Consider the following 21104-nt stretch of genomic DNA (forward strand, 5'->3'; position numbering starts at 1 on the left):
GAAGGCGGAACGGCATGACCACCAGACTCATCGACGAGTCGCTGTTCGAGACCCCGGAGGACCGCGGGGACCGCGGGGACCGCGGGGACCTTGGGACCCGGGAGTTCGACGGCGGGGATCCGCCGCGGCTCGTCGGCGCCCGCTGCTCCGGGTGCGGCACCGTCGTCTTCCCGCGGCAGGACTCGTGCCCCCGGTGTTCGCACGGGACGATGGCCCCGCACGTGCTGCCGGCGAGCGGGCGCGTGTGGTCGTGGACGCTCCAGGCGTTCCCGCCCAAGCCGCCGTACCGGCCGCCGGCCGGCGGTCATCGGCCGTACCACCTGGGCTATGTGGACCTCGGTGAGGTGCTGGTCGAGGCACGCCTGGCGGCGCCCCGCGAGGAGATCCGGATCGGTCTGCCGGTCCGGCTCACCACGGTGACCGCGTATCACGACGAGGACGGGACCGAGGTCATGACCTTCGCGTTCCGCCCGGAGCGGGACGACGAGCGATGAGCCGGCGCGACGACGTGTACGTGGTCGGCTGCGGGATGACCCGTTTCGGGCGCGACGAGAGCGTGACCGGGATGGACATGGCCCAGCGTGCGGTACGCGAGGCGCTCGCCGACGCCGGTGTCACCTGGGAGCACATCGGCTTCGCGGCCGGCGGTTCCGACGTGTCCGGCAAGCCCGACACGCTGGTGGGCCGGCTGGGCCTGACCGGAGTGCCGTTCGTCAACGTGCAGAACGGCTGCGCGACCGGTGCCTCCACCGTGCTGACGGTGGCCGACGCGCTGCGCGCGGGCGAGGCCTCGCTGGGACTGGCGGTGGGCTTCGACAAGCACGAGCGCGGCGCGTTCCACGTCTCCGCCGCCCGTTACGGCCTGGGCGACTGGTACGCCGAGACCGGCATGATGCTCACCACCCAGTTCTTCGCGCTCAAGACGCGGCGGTACCTGCATGAGCACGGGATCTCGGAGCGGGCGCTGGCGAGGGTCGCCGCGCGGGCCTTCCGCAACGGCTCGCAGCACCCGTTGGCCTGGCGGCGCAAGCCGCTGACGGAGCAGGAGATCCTCGACTCCGCCGAGGTCAGCCCCCCGCTCACCCAGTACATGTTCTGCTCGCCCGGACAGGGCGCGGCGGCGCTGGTGCTGGCGCGCGGCGACCGCGCCTTCGACCTGTGCGAACGGCCGGTCAGGCTGGCGTCGCTGGCCTTCCGGACCCGGCGCTTCGGCTCGTTCGAGGTGTTCTCGCCCTGGCTGCCGCCGGGACCTCATCGCAGCCCCAGCGTCGACGCCGCGGAGGCGGCCTTCCGGACGGCGGGACTGCGGCCCGGGGACGTACAGGTGGCCCAGTTGCAGGACACCGACAGCGGCTCCGAGCTGATCCACCTGGCCGAGACCGGGCTGTGCGGCCACGGCGAGCAGGAGGAGCTGCTGGCCGGCGGGGACACCGATCCCACGGGCCGGATACCGGTCAACACCGACGGCGGCTGCCTGGCCGGCGGGGAGCCCGTGGGCGCGTCGGGGCTCCGCCAGTTCCACGAGGTCGTACGGCAGTTGCAGGGCCGTGCGCCGGGGGCTCAGGTGCCGGGGGCTCCCCGGGTGGGCTTCACCCATGTGTACGGGGCGCCCGGGATCAGCGCGTGCTCGGTGCTCACCGTCTGATCGGCAGCGGCACCGCACCACGCCCCGGCACCTCAGCTCTGTGAAGCGGGTGCCTGTTCCGCGGCGACGATGCGCAGCGCCAGCGACCTGACCGCCTCCAGCACGGACCGGGACGGCAGCTGGGACAGCGGGCCGCCCTCCGCGCGCAGCGCGGTGACGAGCATGGTCGTGCTGATCAGGGTGCGGACCGCGAGGGCCTGTGCCGCGTGCCGGGCCTTCGCCGCGCGCGGGCTGCGTGTGGTGCCCTCGGGCAGATAGTCGTAGCCACGCTGGATGTGCCGCTGTTCGAACTCGTCCCGCAGCACCTTGACGCTGCCGTTGGCGGAGGCCACCTGGACCTGGTAGAGCCGGGCCTCGTCCGGGTTCTTCTCCACCCACTCCCACACGGCGTCGATGACGCGGACCAGGCCCTCCGCGTCACCCGGCTCGGTCTCCGGCCGGGCCGCCTCCACGACCGCGTTCAGCTGGTCGAAGACCCGGCGCATGGCGAGTTCGAGCAGCTCCTCCTTGCCGTCGAAGTGGTAGTAGACGGCGGTGGGGACCACCTGGGCCTCGTCCGCGATGTCCTGGACGCTGGTCTCCGCGAAGCCGTTGCGGCCGAACACGCGCACGGCGGCGGTGATGATGTGCTGTCGGCGCGAGGGTCGGTGGGCGGGCTGCTTGCCGTTCTTCGTGGTGGCCATGACCGCTCCCCGCCCTCGCCGCTGTGAACCCACGTCCGTGGTCCCTCGCACTGCCCAGTGTATCCAGTAACTGTGATCCCTGTTCGGCGCGATTCCTGCCGCACACTGGCATCCGGGACACCGGCGGCCCGGCATACTTGACAGCATGACGACATCCGGAACCCGCGCCGCCCACCGTCCCTCGCGCAAACAGTGGGTGATCGAGGCGGCCACGGAGCTGTTCGCCACCCAGCCGCCGGACGAGGTGACCGTCGCCGACATCGCCGCTCGTGCCGAGATGACCTCGGCCGCGGTGTACTACCACTTCTCCTCCAAGGACCAGGTCCTGGCGGAGACCATGCGGGCGTTCGCCGCCGCGCTGCGCGAGCAGTTGCAGACGATCGCCGATGCCCATGAGCCCGGCTCGGACATCGGCGCGTCGGTCACCGCGCTGCTGGCCTGGATGGGCGAGCACCGGTCCGCGGCCACCGTCTTCTTCGTGTCGTCGGCGGGCATGAGCCAGGACGCGGAGGCCCTGCGCCAGGAGAGCCGTACCGAGGTGCTGGACGAGTTGGTGCGGCTGATCCGCAAGGCCCGCGTGTCCATCTCCGACGCCGAGGCGGCCGTGATCGGCCTGGGGCTGCTGGCGCTGCTGGAGACCGCGGCGATCTCGCAGGTCCGTGGTGACGACGTGTACCGGTCGCTGGGGCACCGCTCGTTCGTCCGCGAGGTCGGCGAACTCGCTGAGCGGATCGCCGACCCGGCCGTCTAGACCGCGGCTCACACCAGCAGGCGAAGGGGCTTGCTCAGCAACTCCCCGAGCGTGCGCAGGTATTCGGCGGCCGGGGCCCCGTCGACGGCACGGTGGTCGAAGGTGAGGCTCAGGGTCAGCACCCGCGTCCTCAGCGGCTGGTCCCCCGCCCACTCGACGCCGTCCCTGAGCCTGCCCACCCCGAGGATCGCGACATTGCCGGGGTTGATCACCGGGGTGAAGAAGTCGACCCCGTACCCGCCGAGCGAGGTGACGGTGAACGTGGCCCCCTCCAGCTGTGCCGGGGAGATCCGCCCTTCGCGCGCGGCCCGGGCCAGGGCCCTCGACCGGCCGGCGATCCCGGTCAGCGGCAGCGCCACCGCGTTCTCGATGACGGGGACCATGAGGCCGCCCGGGACGGCCACCGCGAAGCCGAGGTGGATGTCGTCGAGCAGATGGATGCCGTCCTCCCGGACCGTCGCGTTGAGCAGCGGGTGGTCGCGCAGGGCCAGGGCCGCGGCCTTCAGGAGGAAGTCGTTGACGCTGGGCACCGGCAGGTCGCTGTCGGCCCACTCCTCCTTGAGCTGCTCCCGCAGGGACACCACGGCGTCCATCCGCACCTCGTAGCCGTGCGTCAGCTGGGCCATCTCCTGGAGGCTGGCGTGCATGCGGCGGGCGATGGTGCCGCGCATGCCGGTGAGCGGGATGACCTCGCCGGAGCGGGCGGGGGCGGGCTCCTCGGCTGCCGGGGCGACTCCCTCCAGATCGGCCCTGCGGATGCGGCCGCCGGGTCCGGTGCCGTTCACCTCGGAGAGGTCGATGCCCCGTTCCTTCGCCAGCTTGCGGACGAGCGGCGAGGAGGAGGCGCCGCCCGGCGGGAGGGGCGTGATGAGGTCGCCGGGGAGGGGTGCGGCGAGGGCGGCGACATGCTCTTCGACGTCCTCGGAGACGATCCGGCCGCCCGGCCCCGTGCCGCGTACGACGGTGAGGTCGACGTCGGCGGCCGCGGCGACGCGCCGGGCGTTCGGGGAGACCAGCAGCCGGTCGCCGGTGCTCATGGGGGCAGAGCCATCCGGCGCCCCCGCCGCACCCGGCGGCTGCTCCCCCTCCGCCAGCAGCCAGCCGATGAGAGCCCCGGCCGGCACCGTGGTGCCCGCGGGGACCACCGGGTGGAACAGTCCCCCCGCCTCCGCCTCGACGTCCACGTCGACCTTGTCGGTGGCCAGCCGCAGCAGCGCGTCGCCCTCCGCGACGGTGCCGCCGGTGGGCACCAGCCATTCGTCGATCGTGCCTTCCTGCATCGTCAGGCCGATCTTCGGCAGCAGAACCTCGACCGCCACGTCGGTCACGACCTTTCGAGCAGGCGCCGGCAGCCCTGGGCGATGCGGGCGCGATCGGGCACGTACGCCTTCTCCAGCACGGGCGAGAAGGGCACCGGGGAGAAGGGGGCGCCGATCCGCAGGACCGGCGCGTCGAGGTGGTCGAAGACCTCGTCCTGGATCTGGGCGGCGATCTCCGCGCCGAGTCCGCCGAAGGTGACGGCCTCGTGCACCACGAGGACCCGGTTGGTGCGGCGGACGGAGGCGAACATCGTCTCGGTGTCCAGCGGCTGCACGGTGCGCGGGTCGATCACCTCGATCTCCACGCCCTCGGCGGCCAGTTCGTCGGCCGCCGCGAGCGCCTCCCCCACCATGCGGCCGAGCGCGATCACGGTGACGTCGGAGCCCTGGCGCGCGGTGTGCGCCTGGCCCAGCGGGATGCCGTAGATCTCGTGGGGTACCTCGCCGGTGCTGCCGAGCAGGACCTTGTTGAGCATGACGACGACCGGGTTGTCGTCCCGGATGGCCGAGACGGTCAGGCCCTTGGCGGTGTACGCGTCGCACGGCATGACCACCTTGAGGCCGGGCACATGGGCCAGCCACGCCTCCAGGCTCTGGCTGTGCTGGGCCGCGGCGCCGAGGCCGGCCCCGGAGGCGGTGGTGATGGTGAGCGGCACGGACAGCGCGCCGCCGAACATGTACTTCATCTTGGCCGCCTGGTTGACGATCTGGTCGAGGCAGACGCCGATGAAGTCCATGAACATCAGGTCGACGACCGGTCGCAGACCCCGGGCGGCGGCTCCCACGCCGAGGCCGACCAGGGCGGCCTCGGAGATCGGGGTGTCGATCATGCGGCGGGGGCCGAACTCGTCGAGCAGGTTGTCGAACATGCGGAACACGCCGCCGTATCCGGCCACGTCCTCGCCGGCGACGAAAACGTTCTCGTCCTCGCGCATGGCCTGGGCGAGCCCTTCGTTGAAGGCCTTGACGTAGCTCAGCTTGCGGGCCCCGGCCTGCGGGGCGACGGCCGGTGCTTCGGTGATCGTGGTCATGGCGGTCATCCCGAGTAGACGTTGAGCAGCAGGTCGGCGGGGTCGGGCAGCGGGCTCGACTCGGCGTAGGCGATGGCGTCGGCGATCTCCTCGCGGGTGCGCTGCCATACGTCGTCCAGGTCGGCGCGGGTCGCGGTGCCGTCGGCGACCGCGCGGGCCTCGATCAGGTCGATGGGGTCGCGGGTCTTCCACTCGGCGACCTCCTCGTCCGAGCGGTAGGGGTGCCGCAGGCCCTTGACGCCCTGGTGGTCGAAGAAGCGGTAGGTCTTGGCCTCGATCATCATCGGCCCCGCGCCTGCCCGGGCCCGGGCGACGGCTTCGGCGGCGGCGCGGTGCACGGCGACCGCGTCCATGCCGTCGACGATCACGCTGGGCATGCCGTAGGCGGCGGCCCGGTCGGCGACGTCGGTGAGCAGCATGTGCCCGGACTGCGGGGTGAACTCGGCGTAGCCGTTGTTCTCGCAGACGAAGACGACGGGCAGGCCGAGGATGGCGGCCATGTTGGCGCCCTCGTGGAAGGCGCCGATGTTGGTGGCGCCGTCGCCGAAGAAGGTCACGGCGACGCTGTCCTCGCCCTTGTAGCGGGCGGCGAAGGCGGCGCCCACGGCGATCGGGACGCCCGCTCCGACGATGCCGTTGGCGCCGAGCATGCCGCGGGTGAGGTCGTTGATGTGCATGCTGCCGCCGCGGCCGAGGCAGGCGCCGGTGACCCGGCCGTACAGCTCGGCGTACATCTCGCGGAAGCCGACGCCCTTGGCGACGGCGTGGCCGTGGCCGCGGTGGGTGGAGGTGATCTGGTCGTCGTCGCGCAGGGCCGCCATGACGCCGGCGGCGACCGCTTCCTGGCCGACGTACAGGTGCAGGAAGCCGGGCAGCTTGCCCGCCTCCATGAGTTTTCCCGCCTCGGTCTCGAACAGCCGGATGCGCACCATCCGTTCGTGCAGGTCCTTGATGACCTGTGTGCTGATCTGCGGGCTGACCTGCGGGGTTTTCTTCGACGCTGTCGACGCTCGTTGAGCCATCGTCCGCCCCTTCGTCCGAGGGAGGTTGCCAAGCAATCGGACTTACTTGTGCTGGTCTACAGTAACCAGCTGGGGGCACCTTACTGAACAGCGTCTCTAATTACTACGCCCCGGCTCCAGGTCGCCGCCCCGTTCGTCCACCAACTCGACGACGTTGCCCTCCGGATCCGCCCAGAAGCTGATCCGCCGACCGTGCGCGCGGACCACGACAGGGTCCGACAGGGGCCGGGCGCCGGTGGCCGACAGAGCCGCCACCACCGGGTCCATGTCGTCGACATGGAAGGTGAGATACGACAGTCCCGGACGCCCCGCCGACCAGGGCGCCGCAGGTGCCGGCACCGGGCCCGACCGGGGAAGGATCAACTTCACGCACCCTCCGGAGGGCACCCGCACCCAGACCACCACCAGCTCGCCGCCCAGCCCGGCCGGACCCCCGACGGACCGCGGCACCCGTGAGCGGCGCTCGGCCCTGCAGCCGATCACCTCGCAGTAGAAGCGCTCCATCACCTCCAGGTCGCGCACCACCACACCCACCTCGAACGGCAGGGTCATGACCATCGCACCCACCCCCATGGGACGCCGAGCGGCGACTTCGACACTTTCTATTGACAGACCACACTAAGTCCTGTTGCAGTTTCGGACACAGCCCAGCTGTCGCGTTACGAAGCCGGTCACCGGCTCGCGGCTGGGAGGATTGTGAGGACATCGTGGTCCAGACCAGTTCCCCGGAGATTCGGGAATCAGCCGGCGGGCGCGGGTCACCGGCCCCGGCCCCGTCAGCTCCCTCGACCCCCGACTACTCGTCGTGGATCAGCCAGGACCGGTCCACCGACGCGGCGGCCGTGACGATGCGCCGGGAGGCGGCCGAACTCGTCGAGCGGGTGCTGGCGCACCACCGCGCCAACACGACACACGAGGCGGACGGCCAGTGGACGGAACCCGTCGCCCACTACCTCGACGCCGACCGCTGGCAGCGCGAAATGGACGCCGTGCACCGCAGCGTCCCGCTGCCACTCGCCATGTCGAGCGAGCTTCCCGGCCCGAACACCTACAAGGCGATCGACGTGCTCGGCATCCCGGTGCTGATCACCCGTGACCGGCAGGGCGCCGTGCACGCGATGATCAACGCGTGCCGGCACCGGGGGGCCCGGCTCCTCGAGGCCGGCTGCGGGGTGTCGAAGCGGCTCACCTGCCCGTACCACTCCTGGTCGTACGACCTGGCAGGGGAGTTGCGGGGCGTGTACGCAGAGAAGACCTTCGGCGAGGTTCCACGCGAGGGCCGCAGCCTCGTCAGGCTCCCCGCCGGGGAGCGCGCGGGCATCGTCTTCGTGTCCCTCGACCCGGCGGCCGAACCCGACCTGGACGCCTGGCTCGGGGATCTCCGGCCCCTGCTGGAGGGACTGCGCCTCGCGGACTGCCACCACTACTCCACCAGCGAGCTGACCAGCCCCAACTGGAAGGTCACCCTCGACGGGTACCTGGAGACGTACCACTTCGCCTCCCTGCACCCCAAAACGGTGTTCGAGACGAATCTGTCGAACATGATGGCCCACGACACCTGGGGCCCCCACCAGCGCATCGCACCGGCCCTGCGCCCCATCGCGCGGGCGGCCGAACTGCCGCCGGAGCAGCGCGATCCCGGGGACTGCGTCGGGCCCATCTACTGGCTCTTCCCGGGCCTCGCGATCGCCGGCGCCTGGCGCCAGAAGATCGCGGTCTCCCTGGTGCTCCCCCGCACGGCGACCGAGTCGGTGACCCAGCAGATCATCCTGCTGCGCGAACCGGCGGTCACCGACGAGGAGCGCCAGGCCGCCGACCGGTTCGGCGAGTGGTTCCACGAGGTGGTCCGCGACGAGGACTACGCGACCACCTACGGAGTCCAGCAGGGTCTCAAGGCCCTCGACGGGACCGACTTCGTCTTCGGACGCAACGAGCCCGGACTCCAGCACCTCCACCGCACCATTCACCAGCACCTGGACAAAGGCGCCTCAGCAGCCGCCAGAGCCACCAGGTGACCTACCAACAAGACTCGCGGGAGAACACCATGGTGGCTACGGGCAGCCTCGACGGACGTGTCGCGGTGATCACGGGCAGCACACGCAGCATCGGCCGCGCCATCGCCGAGGCCTTCCTCGCCGACGGCGCCACAGTCGTCGTCAGCGGCCGCAGCGAGGTCAAGGGCAAGCAGGCCCTGGAGGAGTTGGACGCCGGGGACCGGGCCGTCTTCCACCCCTGTGACGCGGGCCGTCAGGAGGACATCGAGGCCCTCGCCGACTTCGCCGCCGAGCGCTTCGGCAGACTCGACATCTGGGTCAACAACGCCGGCGGCAGCTCCGGCTTCGCCCCCATCCACCAGCTCAGCGACGAGGCCTGGCACGCGGCCCTCGACCTGAACATCAACAACTACTTCTACGGCACCCGCCGGGCCCTGCCGAAGATGCTGGAGGGCGGCTGGGGGCGCATCATCAACATCTCGTCGGTGGAGGGCAAGCAGGCCAACAAGCCCGCGATCAGCCACTACATCACCAACAAGCACGCCATCCACGGCCTGACCAAGGCGACCGCCTTCGAGTACGGCACCCAGGGCATCACCTGCAACGCCATCTGCCCCGGCGCCGTCGACACCGACCTGATGCGGGCCGCGGGTCCCGCCGCGGCGGAGGCCGAGGGCATCAGTTACGAGGAGTGGCTGGGCCGGTTCGCCGAGCACGCCGCCACCAAGGAGATCACCACCGTGGAGCAGATCGCAGCCGTCGCCTCGCTGCTGGCGAGCGACGCCGGGGCGGGCATCACCGGCACGCTGATCAGCGTCGACGGCGGAACGGCACAGTGGTAGGCGGGGCAGGGACGGGCGCGGGTACGGACAGCGGGAGATCTCGGTCATGAAGAGCTGGATCACGGACTGGCAGCGCAGTGAGCGGCTGCCGCACTACACCCGGGCCAACGCGGGCGAGACCCTGCCGGACCCCGCGAGCCCCCTGGGCTGGACCCTGGTCTGGGGGCGGGGCCTGCAGGGCTGGCGCAACGGCTTCGTCGGGTTCGGCATCTACCGCGACGAGGAAGTGGCCGGGCCCCGGCCGCCGTTCGTCGGCATGTTCGGCGGTCACTTCTATCTCAACCTGTCCCACATGCGGCTGTTCGGCATCCGCATGGGCCAGACCGCGGACCAGATCGACGCGGCCTTCGTCGGCCAGCGCTCCGACACCCCGGTGTACGTGACGCACCCCGACGACCAGGACGAGGAGCTGACCGCCAAAGCGGGCGCGACACTCCAGCGGATGCTCGGCCAGGCCGGCTTCCCGGAGGCCGACGCCGACCGCGGCCGGCTGCGCGCCCTGCGCCGCTCGCGCCCGGACCTGAGGGCACTGTCCGACGCCGAACTGGTCGCGCAGGCACGGTCGTTGCTGGACGAGGTGGAGACGACCTTCCAGCGGCACGTCGAGTCCTCGCTGCCCGCGTCGGTCGGACCGGCGATCCTCGGCCCGCTGTGCGCGAGCGTGGACCGGCCCGGGGCCATGCTCGACCTGATCGGCGGTCTGGGCGACGTCGACTCCGCCTCCCCGTCGACCGGGCTGTGGACGCTGTCCCGGCAGGTGGCGGCGTCGGCCGAGCTGACCGCGCTGTTCGACCGGGGCCCGGCCGCGGTGGAGCAGGCGCTCGACGCCGCGACCGGTGACGTGAAGGCGTTCCGGGACTCCTTCGAGGAGTTCCTCGCGGAGTCCGGCGACCGCGGCCCCAACGAGTGGGACATCCACGCGCTGTCCTGGGAGGCGGCGCCCGTCCAGGCGCTGGCCCTGGTCGACCGGATCCGGCACAGCCCCGACGACGACTCGCCGGCCGCCCGCCGCACGCGCCTGACCGAGGGGCGCGAGCGGACGGCACGGGAGGTCCGGGCCCTGCTGCCCGAGGAGACGCAGCCCCTGTTCGACGCCGGTATGCACGCCTCCCAGGTGTGGATCCCGGCCCGCGAGCGCACCAAGGCGAACTGCGTCACCGTCGTCAACGAGATCCGCATGGCGGTACGGGAACTGGGCCGGCGCGGCGTCGAGGCGGGGCTGTTCGCCCGCCCCGAGGACGTGATGATGCTGCTGGACACCGAGCTCGACGACTATGTCGCCGCGCCGGAGTCCTTCGGTCCCGTGATCGCGCGGCGGCTCGAGGAGTACGCGGGCCTGTTCGAGCTGGAGCCGCCGTTCTTCGTCGCCGCCGACGCGCAGACCGAGATCGACAGCTGGCCTCGGCGTGCCGAGGAGCGCACCCCGGCCGCCGTGGAGGGCGATGTGCTCGGCGGGGTGGGCGGCAGCCACGGCACGTACACCGGCAGGGTGCGGGTGGTCACCGATCCGGCCTCCTGCGAGGCGCTGGAGCCGGGCGAGGTGCTGGTCGCGCCGATCACCGACGCGGCCTGGACCCCGCTGTTCCTGGTCGCCGGGGCGGCCGTCGTGGACGTGGGCGCCCTCAACAGCCACGCCGTGGTGGTCTGCCGCGAACTGGGCATCCCGGCGGTGATCTCCGTCGAGGGCGGGACACGGCGGCTGCGGGACGGCATGGTGATCACGGTCGACGGAGAGCGGGGCACGGTCACCGTCGACAGCGTCCCGGTGCCGCTCGGCAGTTGAGTACGCCGCGGGCCCGTCACTGTCTCCCCATCAGTGGCGGGTCCGCGGTCATGACCGCGAGAGGAACGTGTGACTGGCATGGCTGAGGCAATCATCGTCGCCGGCTGGATGGACTACGAGTCCGGCGACCGCGAGGTGATGCTGGGGCATCTCGTCGCGCTGGGACATCGGACCCGCGCGGAGGAGCCGGGCTGTCTCGACTACGCCATGACGCCGGACCCCGGCGACGAGCGGCGCATCCGGGTCTATGAGCGGTGGGTCTCGCAACAGGCCCTCGACGAGCACTTCGAGACCGCGCACATGAAGGACTTCAGGTCGGCGTCGGCCGGGTTGACCCGGGTCGGCGTCTCGCTGGACGTCCACACGGTCGCGGAGTCCCGGCCCATGCGCTGAAAGACGGCGCCCCCGATGGGGGCGCCGTTTCGGATTCAGTCGCCGCCGTCTCGGTGTCAGTCACCCAGCCGCACCAGCATCTTGCCGACATTGCCGCCGCCGAGCAGCGACAGCAGAGCCCCCGGGGCGTTCTCCAGGCCGTCCACGACCGTCTCGCGTGCGGTGATCCGGCCCTCGGCGAGCCAGCCGGCGACCCGTTGTTCGAACTCCGGCCGCAGGTCGTCGTGGTCGCGGACGATGAAGCCGCACAGGGTCAGCCGCTTGAGGACCGCCTGGATCAGCTGGTTGATGTCCACGGTCCGCCGGTCGCCGCCGAACTGCGACATCATGCCGCACAGCGCGACCCGGCCACCGGTGCGCAACGCGTGCAGCGCGGCGGCGAGTTGCTCACCGCCCACGTTGTCGAAGTAGACGTCGATGCCGTCGGGCGCGAGGCGGGCCAGCGCGTCACGGACGGGCTCGGCGCGGTAGTCGGCGGCGTCGTCGTAGCCGAACTCCTTCACCAGCAGGGCGCACTTGTCCGGGCCCCCGGCGGTCCCGACGACACGGTCCGCGCCGAGCAGGCGCGCGAACTGGCCTGCGGCGGTGCCGACGGCCCCGGCCGCCGCCGACACGAACACGGTGTCGCCCGGACGCAGCGCCGCGATGCGGGTCAGGCCCACATACGCGGTGAACCCGGTCTGGCCGAGCAGGCCCAGCCAGGTGGGGAGCGGGGCGAGCCGCGGGTCGATGCGGCCGGCGCCGTCGGTGTCCGCCGCGTCCAGTACGGCCCGCTCCCGCCAGCCGAGTTGATGGCGTACGTAGGTGCCCGGTGGCACCGAGGCGCAGCGGCTCTCCTCCACGACGCCGAGGGCGCGGCCGTCGAGCGGCGAGCCCGGGGTGAAATTGTGCGTGTAGTGCTTCTCGGTGCTCTCCAGGCGCCCGCGCATGGACGGGTCGACGCTCATGTAGAGGTTCCGGACGAGCAGTTGGCCCTCTCGCAGGGGCGGCAGCGGGCGTTCCTCGACGGCGAAGTCACCGGGGTGCGGTTCTCCGTCGGGCCGGCGCACCAGGCAGACCGCCCGGGTGGTGCGGGGTGTCACGGGGTCACCGCTCCGGCTGCGGGGGCGTGCGGCGCCGGGCGAGGCGGCCGACCCAGCCGGCCATCTGGAGGTCGGCGTGGCGCAGTTGGCCCGACTGCCAGCGGGCCTGGAAGTCGAACAGGCCCTGTGCCCCGGTCGCGGGGTCGGTCACCTCGACGAGTCCGTCCTCGGTGAGCCGGTACACGTGCCCGGTCAGGGGGTGGATCACTTGCTTGGACATGGAAGCCTCACTCCTGCACTCGGCGGCGCACGCCGCGCTTGGTCACGGTCACCGGGCCCTGGACCCGGAGCCGGCAGGCGAGCCGGGTCAGGCCGTCCACCGGCCTGCGCAGGGACTCGATGCCCTCGCGTTCCAGCGGGTCCACGGGGGAACAGTTCTCGGCGCCCTCCTCGACCTGGACGAAGCAGGTGCGGCAGGTGCCCTTGCCGCCGCAGACGGTGGGCCAGCGGTAGCCGAGGCGCTGGGCGGCGGTGAACAGGTCCTCGTCGTCGAGGACGTCGAGCTCGACTCCCGCGGGCCGGACCGCCACCCGGTGGCTCACTTCTCCATCCACTGGTCGAGGGTCTGGTTGAAGTGGCGGATGCGGCTCTCCTGGTAGTTGGCCAGGGTGATGCCCGGCTTGCGCATGGCCTTCAGTCCCTGCTGGACGTAGGGCAGGTTCTCGCAGTCCTGGTCGAAGACGGGCCCGAGCACGCCCAGTTCGGGGATGTCGGCGAAGAGCATGTCCTCGGGCACCCAGCGGATCTTCGCGGGGGGCGGCACCTCGCCGGGCTGCTTCGGGGAGGACATGAAGATGATCTCCGCGGTGCAGGAGTCCGGGTCGAGACCGTTGGGCCGGAACCGGTAGATGATGTTGGACTTGGCGCCGCCCCAGGGGTTGAAGTTGGGGAACAGCAGGTAGTTGATGGCGTCCAGCAGCTCGGTGTCGGGAGTCTTCGAGAAGTCCTGCCGCGAGGTGGTCGCCAGCTGGGCGCGCATCCGCTCGGCGAGGACCTGGCGGGCGGTGCCGCCGGGCGGGATCGCCGGCAGTTCGTCGCCCTCCTCCATCACCAGGTCACGGCCCTGGGCCGCGGCGTAGAAGGCGCGTGAGTCGTAGAAGGTCTCCAGGACGTCCTCCTCGGTGACGGAGTCCGCCACGTGCGGGCTGGGCGCACCCTGGATGTTGATCATCCGGTTCCAGTTCGGCTGGTCCGCCATGACGTCGTACTGCGAGTTGGCGTCGGCGAGCCACGGCAGCATCTGCGGGTGGGTGGCGATCACATGGAAGGACTCGATGAACGCGTCCTGGGCGACCTTCCAGTTGCAGGGCAGCACCTTGGCGATGTGCAGCGACTTGTAGCGGTTCTCCAGCGGCCAGATGTAGTACTCGTCGAAGGTGCCTCGGTAGCTGTCGAAGGATTCGGCGTACGGGTCCATGTTGATGAAGACGAAGCCGCGCCAGGTGGCCACCCGGGCTTCGGGCAGGGCGAACTTCTCCGGGGTGACGTGCGGGAAGTCCCAGGCGCAGGGCGGGGTCTGCAGGGTGCCGTCGAGGTTCCAGGCGAAGCCGTGGAAGGAACAGCGGAACTCGCTGACGTTGCCGCCGCCGGTACGCAGTTTGCGTCCGCGGTGCAGGCAGACGTTGACGAAGGCGCGGATCTCGTCGGGGGCGGTGCGGACGACGATGAGGGAGTCGTCGCCGATCTCGTAGACCTCGTGGTCGCCGACCTCGGGGATCTCGCTCTCCAGACAGGCGAACTGCCACACGCGGCGCCAGACCTGCGTCATCTCGCGTGCGGCCCACTCGCGGGAGGTGAAGCGGGCGGTGTCGATGTCCTCGCTGCCGAGGTGGTCGTTGTGCTCGAACCGCAGGGCGGCGGGCACGGGGCGGCTGTCCTGGTCGAGGTAGTCCTGGACGCTGGGCCCCGGGCAGCGGGCGGCGGCCGGCTCCGATGTTTCGTCCATCATCTCTCCTCCGGCAGAAACTTTAGAGCGAGTGTAGTTACGCGAGAGGGCGGGGAGCAACACTCGCGCCACGAAGGAGACGCGCTCCGTCCCAGTTCAACCGTCGAATGCCCAGCAGATCCGGATTTTTTCGCGCACCACCTCTCCCCAAGTCAGCCGGGGTCGTGTCACACTCCGACCCACTTGAGGCTGTAGTGCCTCAAAAGTTTCTCCATGGTTTACCTCTTCCGGGACGGTCTTCGCCTCCCGGCCACGTCCCCGCCGCGTCTCTCGCTCCGGGGCGACACACCACGGGAGTGCTCAACGATGAGTTCCAGACCCCGTCGCGCGGTCCGCCGCGCCCTGACCGCGATCGTCCCCGTCACCGCGCTGCTGGCCCTGGCGGGCTGCGGCAACGGGACGACACCGGCCGCCGACTCCGCCAAGGCGGCCGCTTCGGACTCCCCCGGCCTGATCGCCGCCCGCAAGGCCCTGGCGACCTACTCCCAGCAGCCGGAAAAGATCCCCGTCACCCAGCCGGTGGGCAGGAAGATCCCCTCGGGCAAGAAGATCGACTTCATCCTGTGCGGTGTGCAGTCCTGCCAGGACCTGGCCAACTTCTTCACCGCGGCCGCCAACCAGCTCGGCTGGAAGGTCCAGCAGATCGCCACCCAGGGCACCCCGGAGTCCGTCCAGTCCGCCTACGAGCAGGTGCTGCGCGACAAGCCGGACGCCGTCGTCTCCTCCGGATTCCCCCGCGCGGTCTACGCCAAGCAGCTCGCCGAGCTGAAGGCGGCGGACATCCCGGTCATCCAGTCGAACGCCGACGACGTCGTGGGTGACGGCGTCTCCCTGCTCAAGAACGGGCCCGAGGACGTCGCCGTGCAGGGCGAGATGCTCGCCTCCTGGGTGGTGTCCGACAGCAACGCGCAGGCCGACACCGTCTACTTCGACCTGCCCGCCTACACCATCCTCAAGCCGGTCAAGGACACCTTCGCGGCCAAGTACAAGGAGTGGTGCGCGGCTTGTGGACTCGACACCGTCGACGTGCCGATCACCTCCATCGGCAAGGACATGCCGGACCGGGTGGTGTCATACCTGCGCTCGCACCCGAAGGTGACCCACGTCGTGTTCTCACTGGGCCTGCTCAACGTGGGCGTCCCGGCCGCGTTGAAGACGGCCGGCATCACCGGCAAGCACCTCGCCGTGAACGTCGGGGACGGACAGAACTACCAGTACATCCAGAGCGGCCTCAGCGACGCCGCGATGGCCCTGAACTCGCACGAGGCGTCCTGGCTCCAGGTCGACGCGCTGGCCCGGCACTTCACCGGTCAGTCCATGGACGTGGACCAGAAGGCGGTGCTGCCCAACATGCTGATCACCAGGGACAACCTGCCCAAGTCCCTCGGCGACTTCCCGATCGTCCAGAACTACCAGGCCCAGTTCAAGGCACTGTGGGGCGTGAGTTGAGCGGGCCGGTGTTGCGGGTGGCCGCCCTGTCGAAGAGATTCGGCGGCACCCGGGCCCTGACGGACGTCGACCTCGAGGTGGCGCCCGGTGAGATCCACGCCCTGATAGGGCCCAACGGCTCCGGCAAGTCCACCCTCATCAAGATCCTCGCCGGGTACCACCACGCGGAGCCGGGCGCGGTGGCCGAGCTCGACGGGGAGCCCTTCGACCTGAGCCAGGTCTCGGCCTCCCGGCACGACCGGCTGCGCTTCGTCCACCAGGAGCTGGGCCTGGTGGGCGAGTTGAGCGCCGTCGACAACCTCGCCCTCAGCCACGGCTTCGCCCGCACGGCCTTCGGCAACATCCGCTGGCCGGAGATGGAGCGGCGCACCCGGGCCCTGGTCGAGCGGTTCGGCCTCGGCATCGACGTCCGCCGGCCCCTGTCGACGGCCACCCCTGTCCAGCGCACGGTGGTGGCCATCGCCGCCGCGCTCCAGGGCTGGGAGGGCCGCCGCGGGGTCCTGGTGCTCGACGAGCCCACCGCGGTGCTGCCGCCCGGCGAGGTGGCCCGCCTGTTCGACATCGTGCGGGAGGTCCGTGACGCCGGTGCCGGCGTCCTGTACGTCTCGCACCGCATGGACGAGATCTTCGCGCTCGCCGACCGGGTCACCGTCATCCGCGGCGGTCGCCGGATCGCCACCCGCGCGGTCGCCGATCTCACCCCGCGTTCCCTGGCGGAGTTGATGGCGGGCGAGGAGATGGAGACCACCCACCGGCTCCCGCCCCCGCCCGTTGATGGCGAACCCGTGCTCCAGGTACGCGACTTGTGGGCCGGGCCACTGCGCGGAGTGGGCTTCGACCTGGCACGGGGCGAGCGCCTGGGCGTCACCGGTCTGGTCGGCTCCGGCCACGAGATCGTGCCGTACGCGGTCTGCGGCGCCCATACCGGTCGGGTGAGCGGCAGGCTCCGGCTGCCGGAGCGCGACGCGCGTTGGACCGAGGCCCGTGACGCGGATGCCCTGGGCCTGCCTCTGGTCCCGGCGGACCGGGCGAGTGAAGGGGTGATCGGCGACTTCTCGGTCGGCGAGAACCTCACCCTGCCGCTGCTGGACCGGCTGCGCGCCCGCTCCGGACGGCTGCGCCTTCGCCGTGAGGCCGCCCTGACGGAGGACTGGATCAGACGCGTCGACGTCCGTACGGCCGGCCGCACGGCCAGGATCACCACGCTGAGCGGCGGCAACCAGCAGAAGGTCGTCATGGCCCGCTGCCTCGCCCAGCACCCACCGGTGCTGACCCTGTGCGAACCCACGGCGGGTGTCGACATCGCCACCCGCCTCCAGCTGTACGACCTGATAGAGCGGCAGGCCGACGAGGGCATGGGCGTCATCGTGTCCTCCTCCGACACCCAGGACCTGCTCGCGCTGTGCACCCGCGTCCTGGTGGTGCGGGACGGCCGGATCGCGCGGGAGATCAGCGGGCGGGACATCACCGAGTCCGCGCTCGTGCACGCCATGGAAGGAACCGAGTGACATGACATCCGTCCCGACCCGGGTGGCAGCCACCCTGTCGTTCCGCAACATCGGCGCCGTGTACGTGTGGCTGGCGATCGCCGTGCTCTTCTCCGTGTGGGCGCCGGACACGTTCCCGACCCTCATCACGGTCAAGCAGGTGCTCAACGGCAACGCGGTGGCCGGACTGGTGGCGCTCAGTGTCGTACCGCCGCTGGCCGCCCGGGTCTTCGACCTGTCGGTCGCCTACACCATGTCCCTGACCAGTGTGCTGACCGCACATTTCCTGGTCTCCACGGGCCTCGGTCCCTTCGCCGCCATCGCCCTGGCGATGGGAGCGGCCCTGCTGGTCGGGGTGGTCAACGCCCTGGTGGTCGTGGTCCTGCGCGTGGACTCGTTCATCGCCACGCTCGCCACCGGCGCGCTGATCCAGTCCGTGATCACCATGGTCACCAACGACAGCTCGATCACGGGGGTGCAGCTGCTCGCCAAGCCGTTCGCGAGCCTCGCCCAGCTGGACGCGGGCGGCATCACCCTGCCGGTGCTGTATCTGCTGCTCGCCGCTCTCGCCATCTGGTTCGTGCTGGAACACACCGCCACCGGGCGCCGGTTGTACGCGACCGGGTTCAACGCCGACGCGGCCCGGCTTCAGGGGGTGCGCACCGACCGGCTGCGCGCGGTGACCCTGGTGGCCTCCGCCCTGCTCTCCGGTTTCGCCGGTGTCGTCTTCGCGTCGTCGGTCGGCTCCGGGTCACCGACCGCGGGCACCCCCTACCTGCTGTCGGCGTACGCCGCCGCGTTCGTCGGGGCGACCCAGCTGCGCGCGGGACGCTTCAACGCCTGGGGCACGGTCCTCGCGGTGCTGCTGCTCGGCACCGGCATCACCGGGCTCGGGCTCGCCACCAGCGCGCAGTGGGCCGCGAGCCTGTTCACCGGCTCCGTCCTCATCGTGGCGCTGGTCCTCACGGGCGGCCGGATCGCCCTGCCCACCGTGCTGCGCCGCCGGACCGCGACGCCGCCCGACCCCGAACACCCCACAAGGAGAAGCGATGATGAAAGCCGTTCAGTACCTGCGGGTGGGGCACGCACCTGAGGTCGTGGAGGTGCCGGTGCCCGAACCCGGCCCGGGCCAGGTGCTGTTGAAGGTGACGGCGGCGGGCCTGTGCCACTCGGATCTGGCGGTGATGGGCTGGCCCGAGGAGGTGTTCCCCTACGCCCTTCCGATGACCCTGGGCCACGAGGGCGTCGGGACGGTGGCGGCGGTGGGCGCCGGCGTCACCGCCGTGACGGAGGGCGAGGCGGTGGCGGTGTACGGCCCGTGGGGCTGCGGACGCTGCCACCAGTGCGCGGAGGGCAAGGAGAACTGCTGTCCGCACGCCGCGGGTCTCGGCATCCTGCCGCCAGGACTCGGACGGCCCGGCGCCCTCGCGGAGTACATGCTGGTGGACTCGCCGCGCCACCTGGTCCCGTTGCACGACGTCGACCCGGTGCAGGGGGCGCCCCTCACCGACGCCGGGCTGACCCCGTACCACGCGATCCGCAGGTCACTGCCGAAGCTGCGGCCCGGCAGCACGGCGGTGGTGATCGGCGTCGGCGGACTGGGTCATCTCGCCGTGCAGCTGCTGCGCGCGCTCACCCCCGCCCGGGTCGTCGCCCTCGACATGAGCGAGGACAAGCTGCAGCTGGCGGGCAAGGTCGGCGCCCACGAGACCCTGCTCTCCGACGGAGAGGCGGCCGCACGGATCCGGGAGCTCACCGGCGGTGCGGGCGCGGAGGTGGTCCTGGACTTCGTCGGGGCCGAGGCGACCGTGGCGGTCGCGGCCGCGTCGGTGGCGGTGGAGGGCGATGTCACCGTCGTCGGCCTCGGCGGGGGCACGCTGGCCGTCGGCTTCGGCGGCGGGCTGCCGTTCGAGGTGTCGGCCGCCTTCCCCTACTGGGGCAGCCGGACCGAGCTGATGGAGGTCCTCGAACTCGCGCGGCAGGGGCTGGTGTCCGCCCATGTCGAGACGTTCACGCTGGAGCAGGCACCCGAGGCGTACGAGCGCCTGCACGCCGGGGACATCAACGGGCGTGCGGTGGTGCTGCCGCACGGCTGAAACGGCAGCGAGGGGGCCGGCGCCCGATGGCGCCGGCCCTCTACGCCGTGTCCACCATCCGCCGTACACACCGCCTGAGCACCGTCAGGAACTCCGGCGTCCGCCACGGCCCCACGTCCACGCGCCCGGTGTCGTCGACGCCGAGGTCCTGCACGTCGTAACGGCCCCTGCAGTGGCCGAGGGTGAAGTAGCAGACCTCGCCCGCACCGTGGCGCTTGAGGTACAGCACCGGCCGCGGCGCGCTGTCACGGGCGGCGGTGTCGCCCTCGGCGAAACCGCGGCACGGCCCCGTGTACTCGGCATGGAGCAGCACTTCCAGCTCGCCGTGCAGCTCGCACACGTACAGCTCGTCGGTGACCGTGAACGGATCGATCCCGGCGACCAGCGGATGGTCGGGCCGGGTCACCCGCACCTTGTACGGCTCGATCGGCGGGTGGGCCAGGAACTGGCTGCCGAGCACCTTCGCCAGGTCCCCGAGGAGCCGGGGGGTGGTGAACTCCCGAGGTCCGTCACCCTTCGACGGCTCGATCACCGCGTTGGTGCCGTGCAGGGCCAGCCAGCGCCCGCCCCGCTCGACGAACCTGGTCAGCGCGGCCCGCTGCGCCGGACGGGGCCGGACGTCGCAGGTGTAGGTGACCAGCAGATCCGCCTGATCCAGAGCGGGGAGACAGTCGTAGTCCTCGTAGACCCTGGTACGGACCCGGGGATGGTCACCCAGCATCCCCAGCAGCCCGAGTCGCGCGTGGTCGAAGTCGTGCCAGCGGCCGCCGCAGACCAGTACGGCGTCCAGGCGGCCGGCCGGGCCCGCCACGGCTCAGTACTGGACGCGGGTCAGCAGCCCGCCGTCCACCACGAGGTTGACCCCGACGCAGAACGAGCCGGTGCGCCCCAGCAGGAACGCCACCGCCGAGGCCACGTCCTCGGCGGTGCCGTAGCGGCCGATCGGCAGCTTGCCGAGGACCTCCTCGTACACCTCCGGCCGGCTCGTGCGGATGGTCTCCCAGGCGCCGCCGGGGAAGTCGATCGGGCCGGGCGAGACGGTGTTGACGCGGATGCCCTTGGGGGCGAGGGAGTGGGCGAGCGCGGAGGCGTGCTGGACGACGGCCGCCTTGAGCGCGGAGTACGAGTTCGCTCCGGCGGGGCGCGCGGTGTCGGAGGCGTTGGTGGTGCCGATGGCGACGACGGCGGCCCGGTCGGAGGCCTCCAGGTGGGGCAGGGCCGCCTCGACAAGGCCCGCGAAGGGGATCAGGTCGCCGCGCAGGCTGGCCTCCCAGGACTCGGGGCCCTTGACGTTGCCCGCCGACACGTTGGACACCAGCAGGTCGAGGCCGCCGAGTTCACCGGCCGCCCGCTCGACGAAGCCCGCGAGGGCGGCCGGGTCGGTGACGTCGACCGGTTCCGCGAACACGGTGGCGCCTTCGGCCCGCAGTTCGGCGGCCGCCTTGGCCAGCCCTTCCTCGCCCCGGGCGCACAGGGCCAGCGCGCAGCCCTCGGCGGCCAGGGTCTCGGCGATCGCCCGGCCGATGCCCCGGCTCGCACCGGTCACCAGTGCCTTCGCGCCTGTCAGTCCCAGATCCATCGA

Annotated in this window: 22 protein-coding genes; 11 read left to right on the forward strand and 11 right to left on the reverse strand. The window is 71.5% G+C overall.

Annotation, left to right across the window (positions count from 1 at the left end):
• Positions 1-14 precede the first annotated feature (14 nt).
• Both ACFYZ8_RS27440 and ACFYZ8_RS27445 read left to right on the forward strand, forming a co-directional pair.
• The gene (locus ACFYZ8_RS27440) at positions 15-494 is read left to right on the forward strand and encodes a Zn-ribbon domain-containing OB-fold protein (RefSeq protein WP_389050127.1); all 480 of its coding nucleotides are present in this window, start codon (positions 15-17) and stop codon (positions 492-494) included.
• The gene (locus tag ACFYZ8_RS27445) at positions 491-1645 is read left to right on the forward strand and encodes a thiolase family protein (protein ID WP_388533549.1); all 1155 of its coding nucleotides are present in this window, start codon (positions 491-493) and stop codon (positions 1643-1645) included. Before ACFYZ8_RS27440 ends, ACFYZ8_RS27445 begins: the two co-directional genes overlap by 4 nt.
• A gap of 32 nt (positions 1646-1677) precedes the next feature.
• On the opposite strand, the gene ACFYZ8_RS27450 is transcribed toward ACFYZ8_RS27445, so the two are convergent.
• Positions 1678-2328 (reverse strand): TetR/AcrR family transcriptional regulator, encoded by a 651-nt coding sequence (locus tag ACFYZ8_RS27450; RefSeq protein ID WP_359036284.1) that lies wholly within the window; start codon positions 2326-2328, stop codon positions 1678-1680.
• A gap of 145 nt (positions 2329-2473) precedes the next feature.
• On the opposite strand from ACFYZ8_RS27450, the gene ACFYZ8_RS27455 reads away from it, so the two are divergent.
• Positions 2474-3079 (forward strand): TetR/AcrR family transcriptional regulator, encoded by a 606-nt coding sequence (locus tag ACFYZ8_RS27455; protein ID WP_388533547.1) that lies wholly within the window; start codon positions 2474-2476, stop codon positions 3077-3079.
• 8 nt (positions 3080-3087) lie between these two features.
• Here ACFYZ8_RS27455 and ACFYZ8_RS27460 read toward each other — a convergent pair whose 3' ends face one another.
• From ACFYZ8_RS27460 to ACFYZ8_RS27475, 4 genes are all read right to left on the reverse strand, one after another.
• The gene (locus tag ACFYZ8_RS27460) at positions 3088-4398 is read right to left on the reverse strand and encodes a 2-oxo acid dehydrogenase subunit E2 (protein WP_388533545.1); all 1311 of its coding nucleotides are present in this window, start codon (positions 4396-4398) and stop codon (positions 3088-3090) included.
• Between the two features lie 5 nt (positions 4399-4403).
• Positions 4404-5429, reverse strand: a complete 1026-nt coding sequence (locus ACFYZ8_RS27465) for an alpha-ketoacid dehydrogenase subunit beta (RefSeq protein WP_359036290.1) — start codon at positions 5427-5429, stop codon at positions 4404-4406.
• A gap of 5 nt (positions 5430-5434) precedes the next feature.
• Positions 5435-6451 (reverse strand): thiamine pyrophosphate-dependent dehydrogenase E1 component subunit alpha, encoded by a 1017-nt coding sequence (locus tag ACFYZ8_RS27470; protein ID WP_359036292.1) that lies wholly within the window; start codon positions 6449-6451, stop codon positions 5435-5437.
• Positions 6452-6547: 96 nt separating this feature from the next.
• Positions 6548-7003, reverse strand: coding sequence for a VOC family protein (locus tag ACFYZ8_RS27475; RefSeq protein ID WP_388533543.1), 456 nt, complete (start codon positions 7001-7003; stop codon positions 6548-6550).
• A gap of 155 nt (positions 7004-7158) precedes the next feature.
• On the opposite strand from ACFYZ8_RS27475, the gene ACFYZ8_RS27480 reads away from it, so the two are divergent.
• The 4 genes from ACFYZ8_RS27480 to ACFYZ8_RS27495 all read left to right on the forward strand — a co-directional run bounded on the left by ACFYZ8_RS27480 (position 7159) and on the right by ACFYZ8_RS27495 (position 11463).
• The gene (locus tag ACFYZ8_RS27480; protein ID WP_388533541.1) at positions 7159-8466 is read left to right on the forward strand and encodes an aromatic ring-hydroxylating dioxygenase subunit alpha; all 1308 of its coding nucleotides are present in this window, start codon (positions 7159-7161) and stop codon (positions 8464-8466) included.
• A complete protein-coding gene (locus tag ACFYZ8_RS27485; protein ID WP_388533539.1) occupies positions 8463-9287 on the forward strand; it encodes an SDR family NAD(P)-dependent oxidoreductase in 825 nt (274 codons plus the stop codon). Before ACFYZ8_RS27480 ends, ACFYZ8_RS27485 begins: the two co-directional genes overlap by 4 nt.
• A gap of 46 nt (positions 9288-9333) precedes the next feature.
• Positions 9334-11070: a PEP-utilizing enzyme gene (locus ACFYZ8_RS27490; RefSeq protein ID WP_388533537.1), complete on the forward strand. Its 1737-nt coding sequence runs from the start codon at positions 9334-9336 to the stop codon at positions 11068-11070.
• Between the two features lie 78 nt (positions 11071-11148).
• Positions 11149-11463 carry a putative quinol monooxygenase gene (locus ACFYZ8_RS27495; RefSeq protein WP_359036302.1) on the forward strand — a complete coding sequence of 105 codons (315 nt, stop codon included), beginning with the start codon at positions 11149-11151 and terminating at the stop codon, positions 11461-11463.
• A gap of 56 nt (positions 11464-11519) precedes the next feature.
• Here ACFYZ8_RS27495 and ACFYZ8_RS27500 read toward each other — a convergent pair whose 3' ends face one another.
• The 4 genes from ACFYZ8_RS27500 to ACFYZ8_RS27515 are packed head-to-tail and all read right to left on the reverse strand — an operon-like array spanning position 11520 to position 14490.
• The gene (locus ACFYZ8_RS27500; RefSeq protein WP_388533535.1) at positions 11520-12545 is read right to left on the reverse strand and encodes an NADP-dependent oxidoreductase; all 1026 of its coding nucleotides are present in this window, start codon (positions 12543-12545) and stop codon (positions 11520-11522) included.
• Positions 12546-12549: 4 nt separating this feature from the next.
• Complete coding sequence (locus ACFYZ8_RS27505) at positions 12550-12765, reverse strand: transposase (RefSeq protein ID WP_359036306.1); 216 nt, start codon at positions 12763-12765, stop codon at positions 12550-12552.
• Positions 12766-12772: 7 nt separating this feature from the next.
• The gene (locus tag ACFYZ8_RS27510) at positions 12773-13099 is read right to left on the reverse strand and encodes a 2Fe-2S iron-sulfur cluster binding domain-containing protein (protein ID WP_359036308.1); all 327 of its coding nucleotides are present in this window, start codon (positions 13097-13099) and stop codon (positions 12773-12775) included.
• On the reverse strand, positions 13084-14490 hold the full coding sequence (locus tag ACFYZ8_RS27515; protein ID WP_388533533.1) for an SRPBCC family protein: 1407 nt from the start codon (positions 14488-14490) through the stop codon (positions 13084-13086). The genes ACFYZ8_RS27510 and ACFYZ8_RS27515 overlap by 16 nt, the downstream gene beginning before the upstream one ends.
• A gap of 306 nt (positions 14491-14796) precedes the next feature.
• Between ACFYZ8_RS27515 and ACFYZ8_RS27520 the strand changes: the two genes are divergently transcribed.
• Genes ACFYZ8_RS27520 through ACFYZ8_RS27535 form a run of 4 tightly spaced genes read left to right on the forward strand, consistent with a single transcriptional unit; the run spans position 14797 to position 19522 of the window.
• The gene (locus ACFYZ8_RS27520) at positions 14797-15939 is read left to right on the forward strand and encodes a sugar ABC transporter substrate-binding protein (RefSeq protein ID WP_388533530.1); all 1143 of its coding nucleotides are present in this window, start codon (positions 14797-14799) and stop codon (positions 15937-15939) included.
• Positions 15936-17447 carry a sugar ABC transporter ATP-binding protein gene (locus tag ACFYZ8_RS27525; RefSeq protein ID WP_388533528.1) on the forward strand — a complete coding sequence of 504 codons (1512 nt, stop codon included), beginning with the start codon at positions 15936-15938 and terminating at the stop codon, positions 17445-17447. The genes ACFYZ8_RS27520 and ACFYZ8_RS27525 overlap by 4 nt, the downstream gene beginning before the upstream one ends.
• A 1-nt stretch (position 17448) precedes the next feature.
• Entirely contained in the window at positions 17449-18519 is a 1071-nt protein-coding gene (locus ACFYZ8_RS27530) for an ABC transporter permease (protein WP_388533526.1), read from the forward strand.
• A complete protein-coding gene (locus tag ACFYZ8_RS27535) occupies positions 18479-19522 on the forward strand; it encodes an NAD(P)-dependent alcohol dehydrogenase (RefSeq protein WP_388533799.1) in 1044 nt (347 codons plus the stop codon). The genes ACFYZ8_RS27530 and ACFYZ8_RS27535 overlap by 41 nt, the downstream gene beginning before the upstream one ends.
• Before the next feature lie 40 nt (positions 19523-19562).
• On the opposite strand, the gene ACFYZ8_RS27540 is transcribed toward ACFYZ8_RS27535, so the two are convergent.
• Together ACFYZ8_RS27540 and ACFYZ8_RS27545 are read right to left on the reverse strand one after the other, a co-directional pair.
• Positions 19563-20333, reverse strand: a complete 771-nt coding sequence (locus ACFYZ8_RS27540) for a ThuA domain-containing protein (protein WP_388533523.1) — start codon at positions 20331-20333, stop codon at positions 19563-19565.
• Between the two features lie 3 nt (positions 20334-20336).
• Positions 20337-21101, reverse strand: coding sequence for an SDR family NAD(P)-dependent oxidoreductase (locus tag ACFYZ8_RS27545; protein WP_388533520.1), 765 nt, complete (start codon positions 21099-21101; stop codon positions 20337-20339).
• Between the last annotated feature and the right edge of the window lie 3 nt (positions 21102-21104).

Origin of the sequence: Streptomyces sp. NPDC001668, from assembly GCF_042893155.1 — a bacterium.
GTDB lineage: Bacteria > Actinomycetota > Actinomycetes > Streptomycetales > Streptomycetaceae > Streptomyces.

What these genes read in the sequence shown, in the direction of transcription:
- ACFYZ8_RS27495 (WP_359036302.1), top strand. Translation starts at nt 11,149, where the DNA reads ATGGCTGAGGCAATCATCGTCGCCGGCTGGATGGACTACGAGTCCGGC.
- ACFYZ8_RS27515 (WP_388533533.1), bottom strand. Translation starts at nt 14,490, where the DNA reads ATGGACGAAACATCGGAGCCGGCCGCCGCCCGCTGCCCGGGGCCCAGC.
- ACFYZ8_RS27450 (WP_359036284.1), bottom strand. Translation starts at nt 2,328, where the DNA reads ATGGCCACCACGAAGAACGGCAAGCAGCCCGCCCACCGACCCTCGCGC.
- ACFYZ8_RS27470 (WP_359036292.1), bottom strand. Translation starts at nt 6,451, where the DNA reads ATGGCTCAACGAGCGTCGACAGCGTCGAAGAAAACCCCGCAGGTCAGC.
- ACFYZ8_RS27445 (WP_388533549.1), top strand. Translation starts at nt 491, where the DNA reads ATGAGCCGGCGCGACGACGTGTACGTGGTCGGCTGCGGGATGACCCGT.
- ACFYZ8_RS27455 (WP_388533547.1), top strand. Translation starts at nt 2,474, where the DNA reads ATGACGACATCCGGAACCCGCGCCGCCCACCGTCCCTCGCGCAAACAG.
- ACFYZ8_RS27520 (WP_388533530.1), top strand. Translation starts at nt 14,797, where the DNA reads ATGAGTTCCAGACCCCGTCGCGCGGTCCGCCGCGCCCTGACCGCGATC.
- ACFYZ8_RS27465 (WP_359036290.1), bottom strand. Translation starts at nt 5,429, where the DNA reads ATGACCACGATCACCGAAGCACCGGCCGTCGCCCCGCAGGCCGGGGCC.
- ACFYZ8_RS27535 (WP_388533799.1), top strand. Translation starts at nt 18,479, where the DNA reads ATGAAAGCCGTTCAGTACCTGCGGGTGGGGCACGCACCTGAGGTCGTG.
- ACFYZ8_RS27530 (WP_388533526.1), top strand. Translation starts at nt 17,449, where the DNA reads ATGACATCCGTCCCGACCCGGGTGGCAGCCACCCTGTCGTTCCGCAAC.
- ACFYZ8_RS27490 (WP_388533537.1), top strand. Translation starts at nt 9,334, where the DNA reads ATGAAGAGCTGGATCACGGACTGGCAGCGCAGTGAGCGGCTGCCGCAC.
- ACFYZ8_RS27545 (WP_388533520.1), bottom strand. Translation starts at nt 21,101, where the DNA reads ATGGATCTGGGACTGACAGGCGCGAAGGCACTGGTGACCGGTGCGAGC.
- ACFYZ8_RS27475 (WP_388533543.1), bottom strand. Translation starts at nt 7,003, where the DNA reads ATGACCCTGCCGTTCGAGGTGGGTGTGGTGGTGCGCGACCTGGAGGTG.
- ACFYZ8_RS27440 (WP_389050127.1), top strand. Translation starts at nt 15, where the DNA reads ATGACCACCAGACTCATCGACGAGTCGCTGTTCGAGACCCCGGAGGAC.
- ACFYZ8_RS27505 (WP_359036306.1), bottom strand. Translation starts at nt 12,765, where the DNA reads ATGTCCAAGCAAGTGATCCACCCCCTGACCGGGCACGTGTACCGGCTC.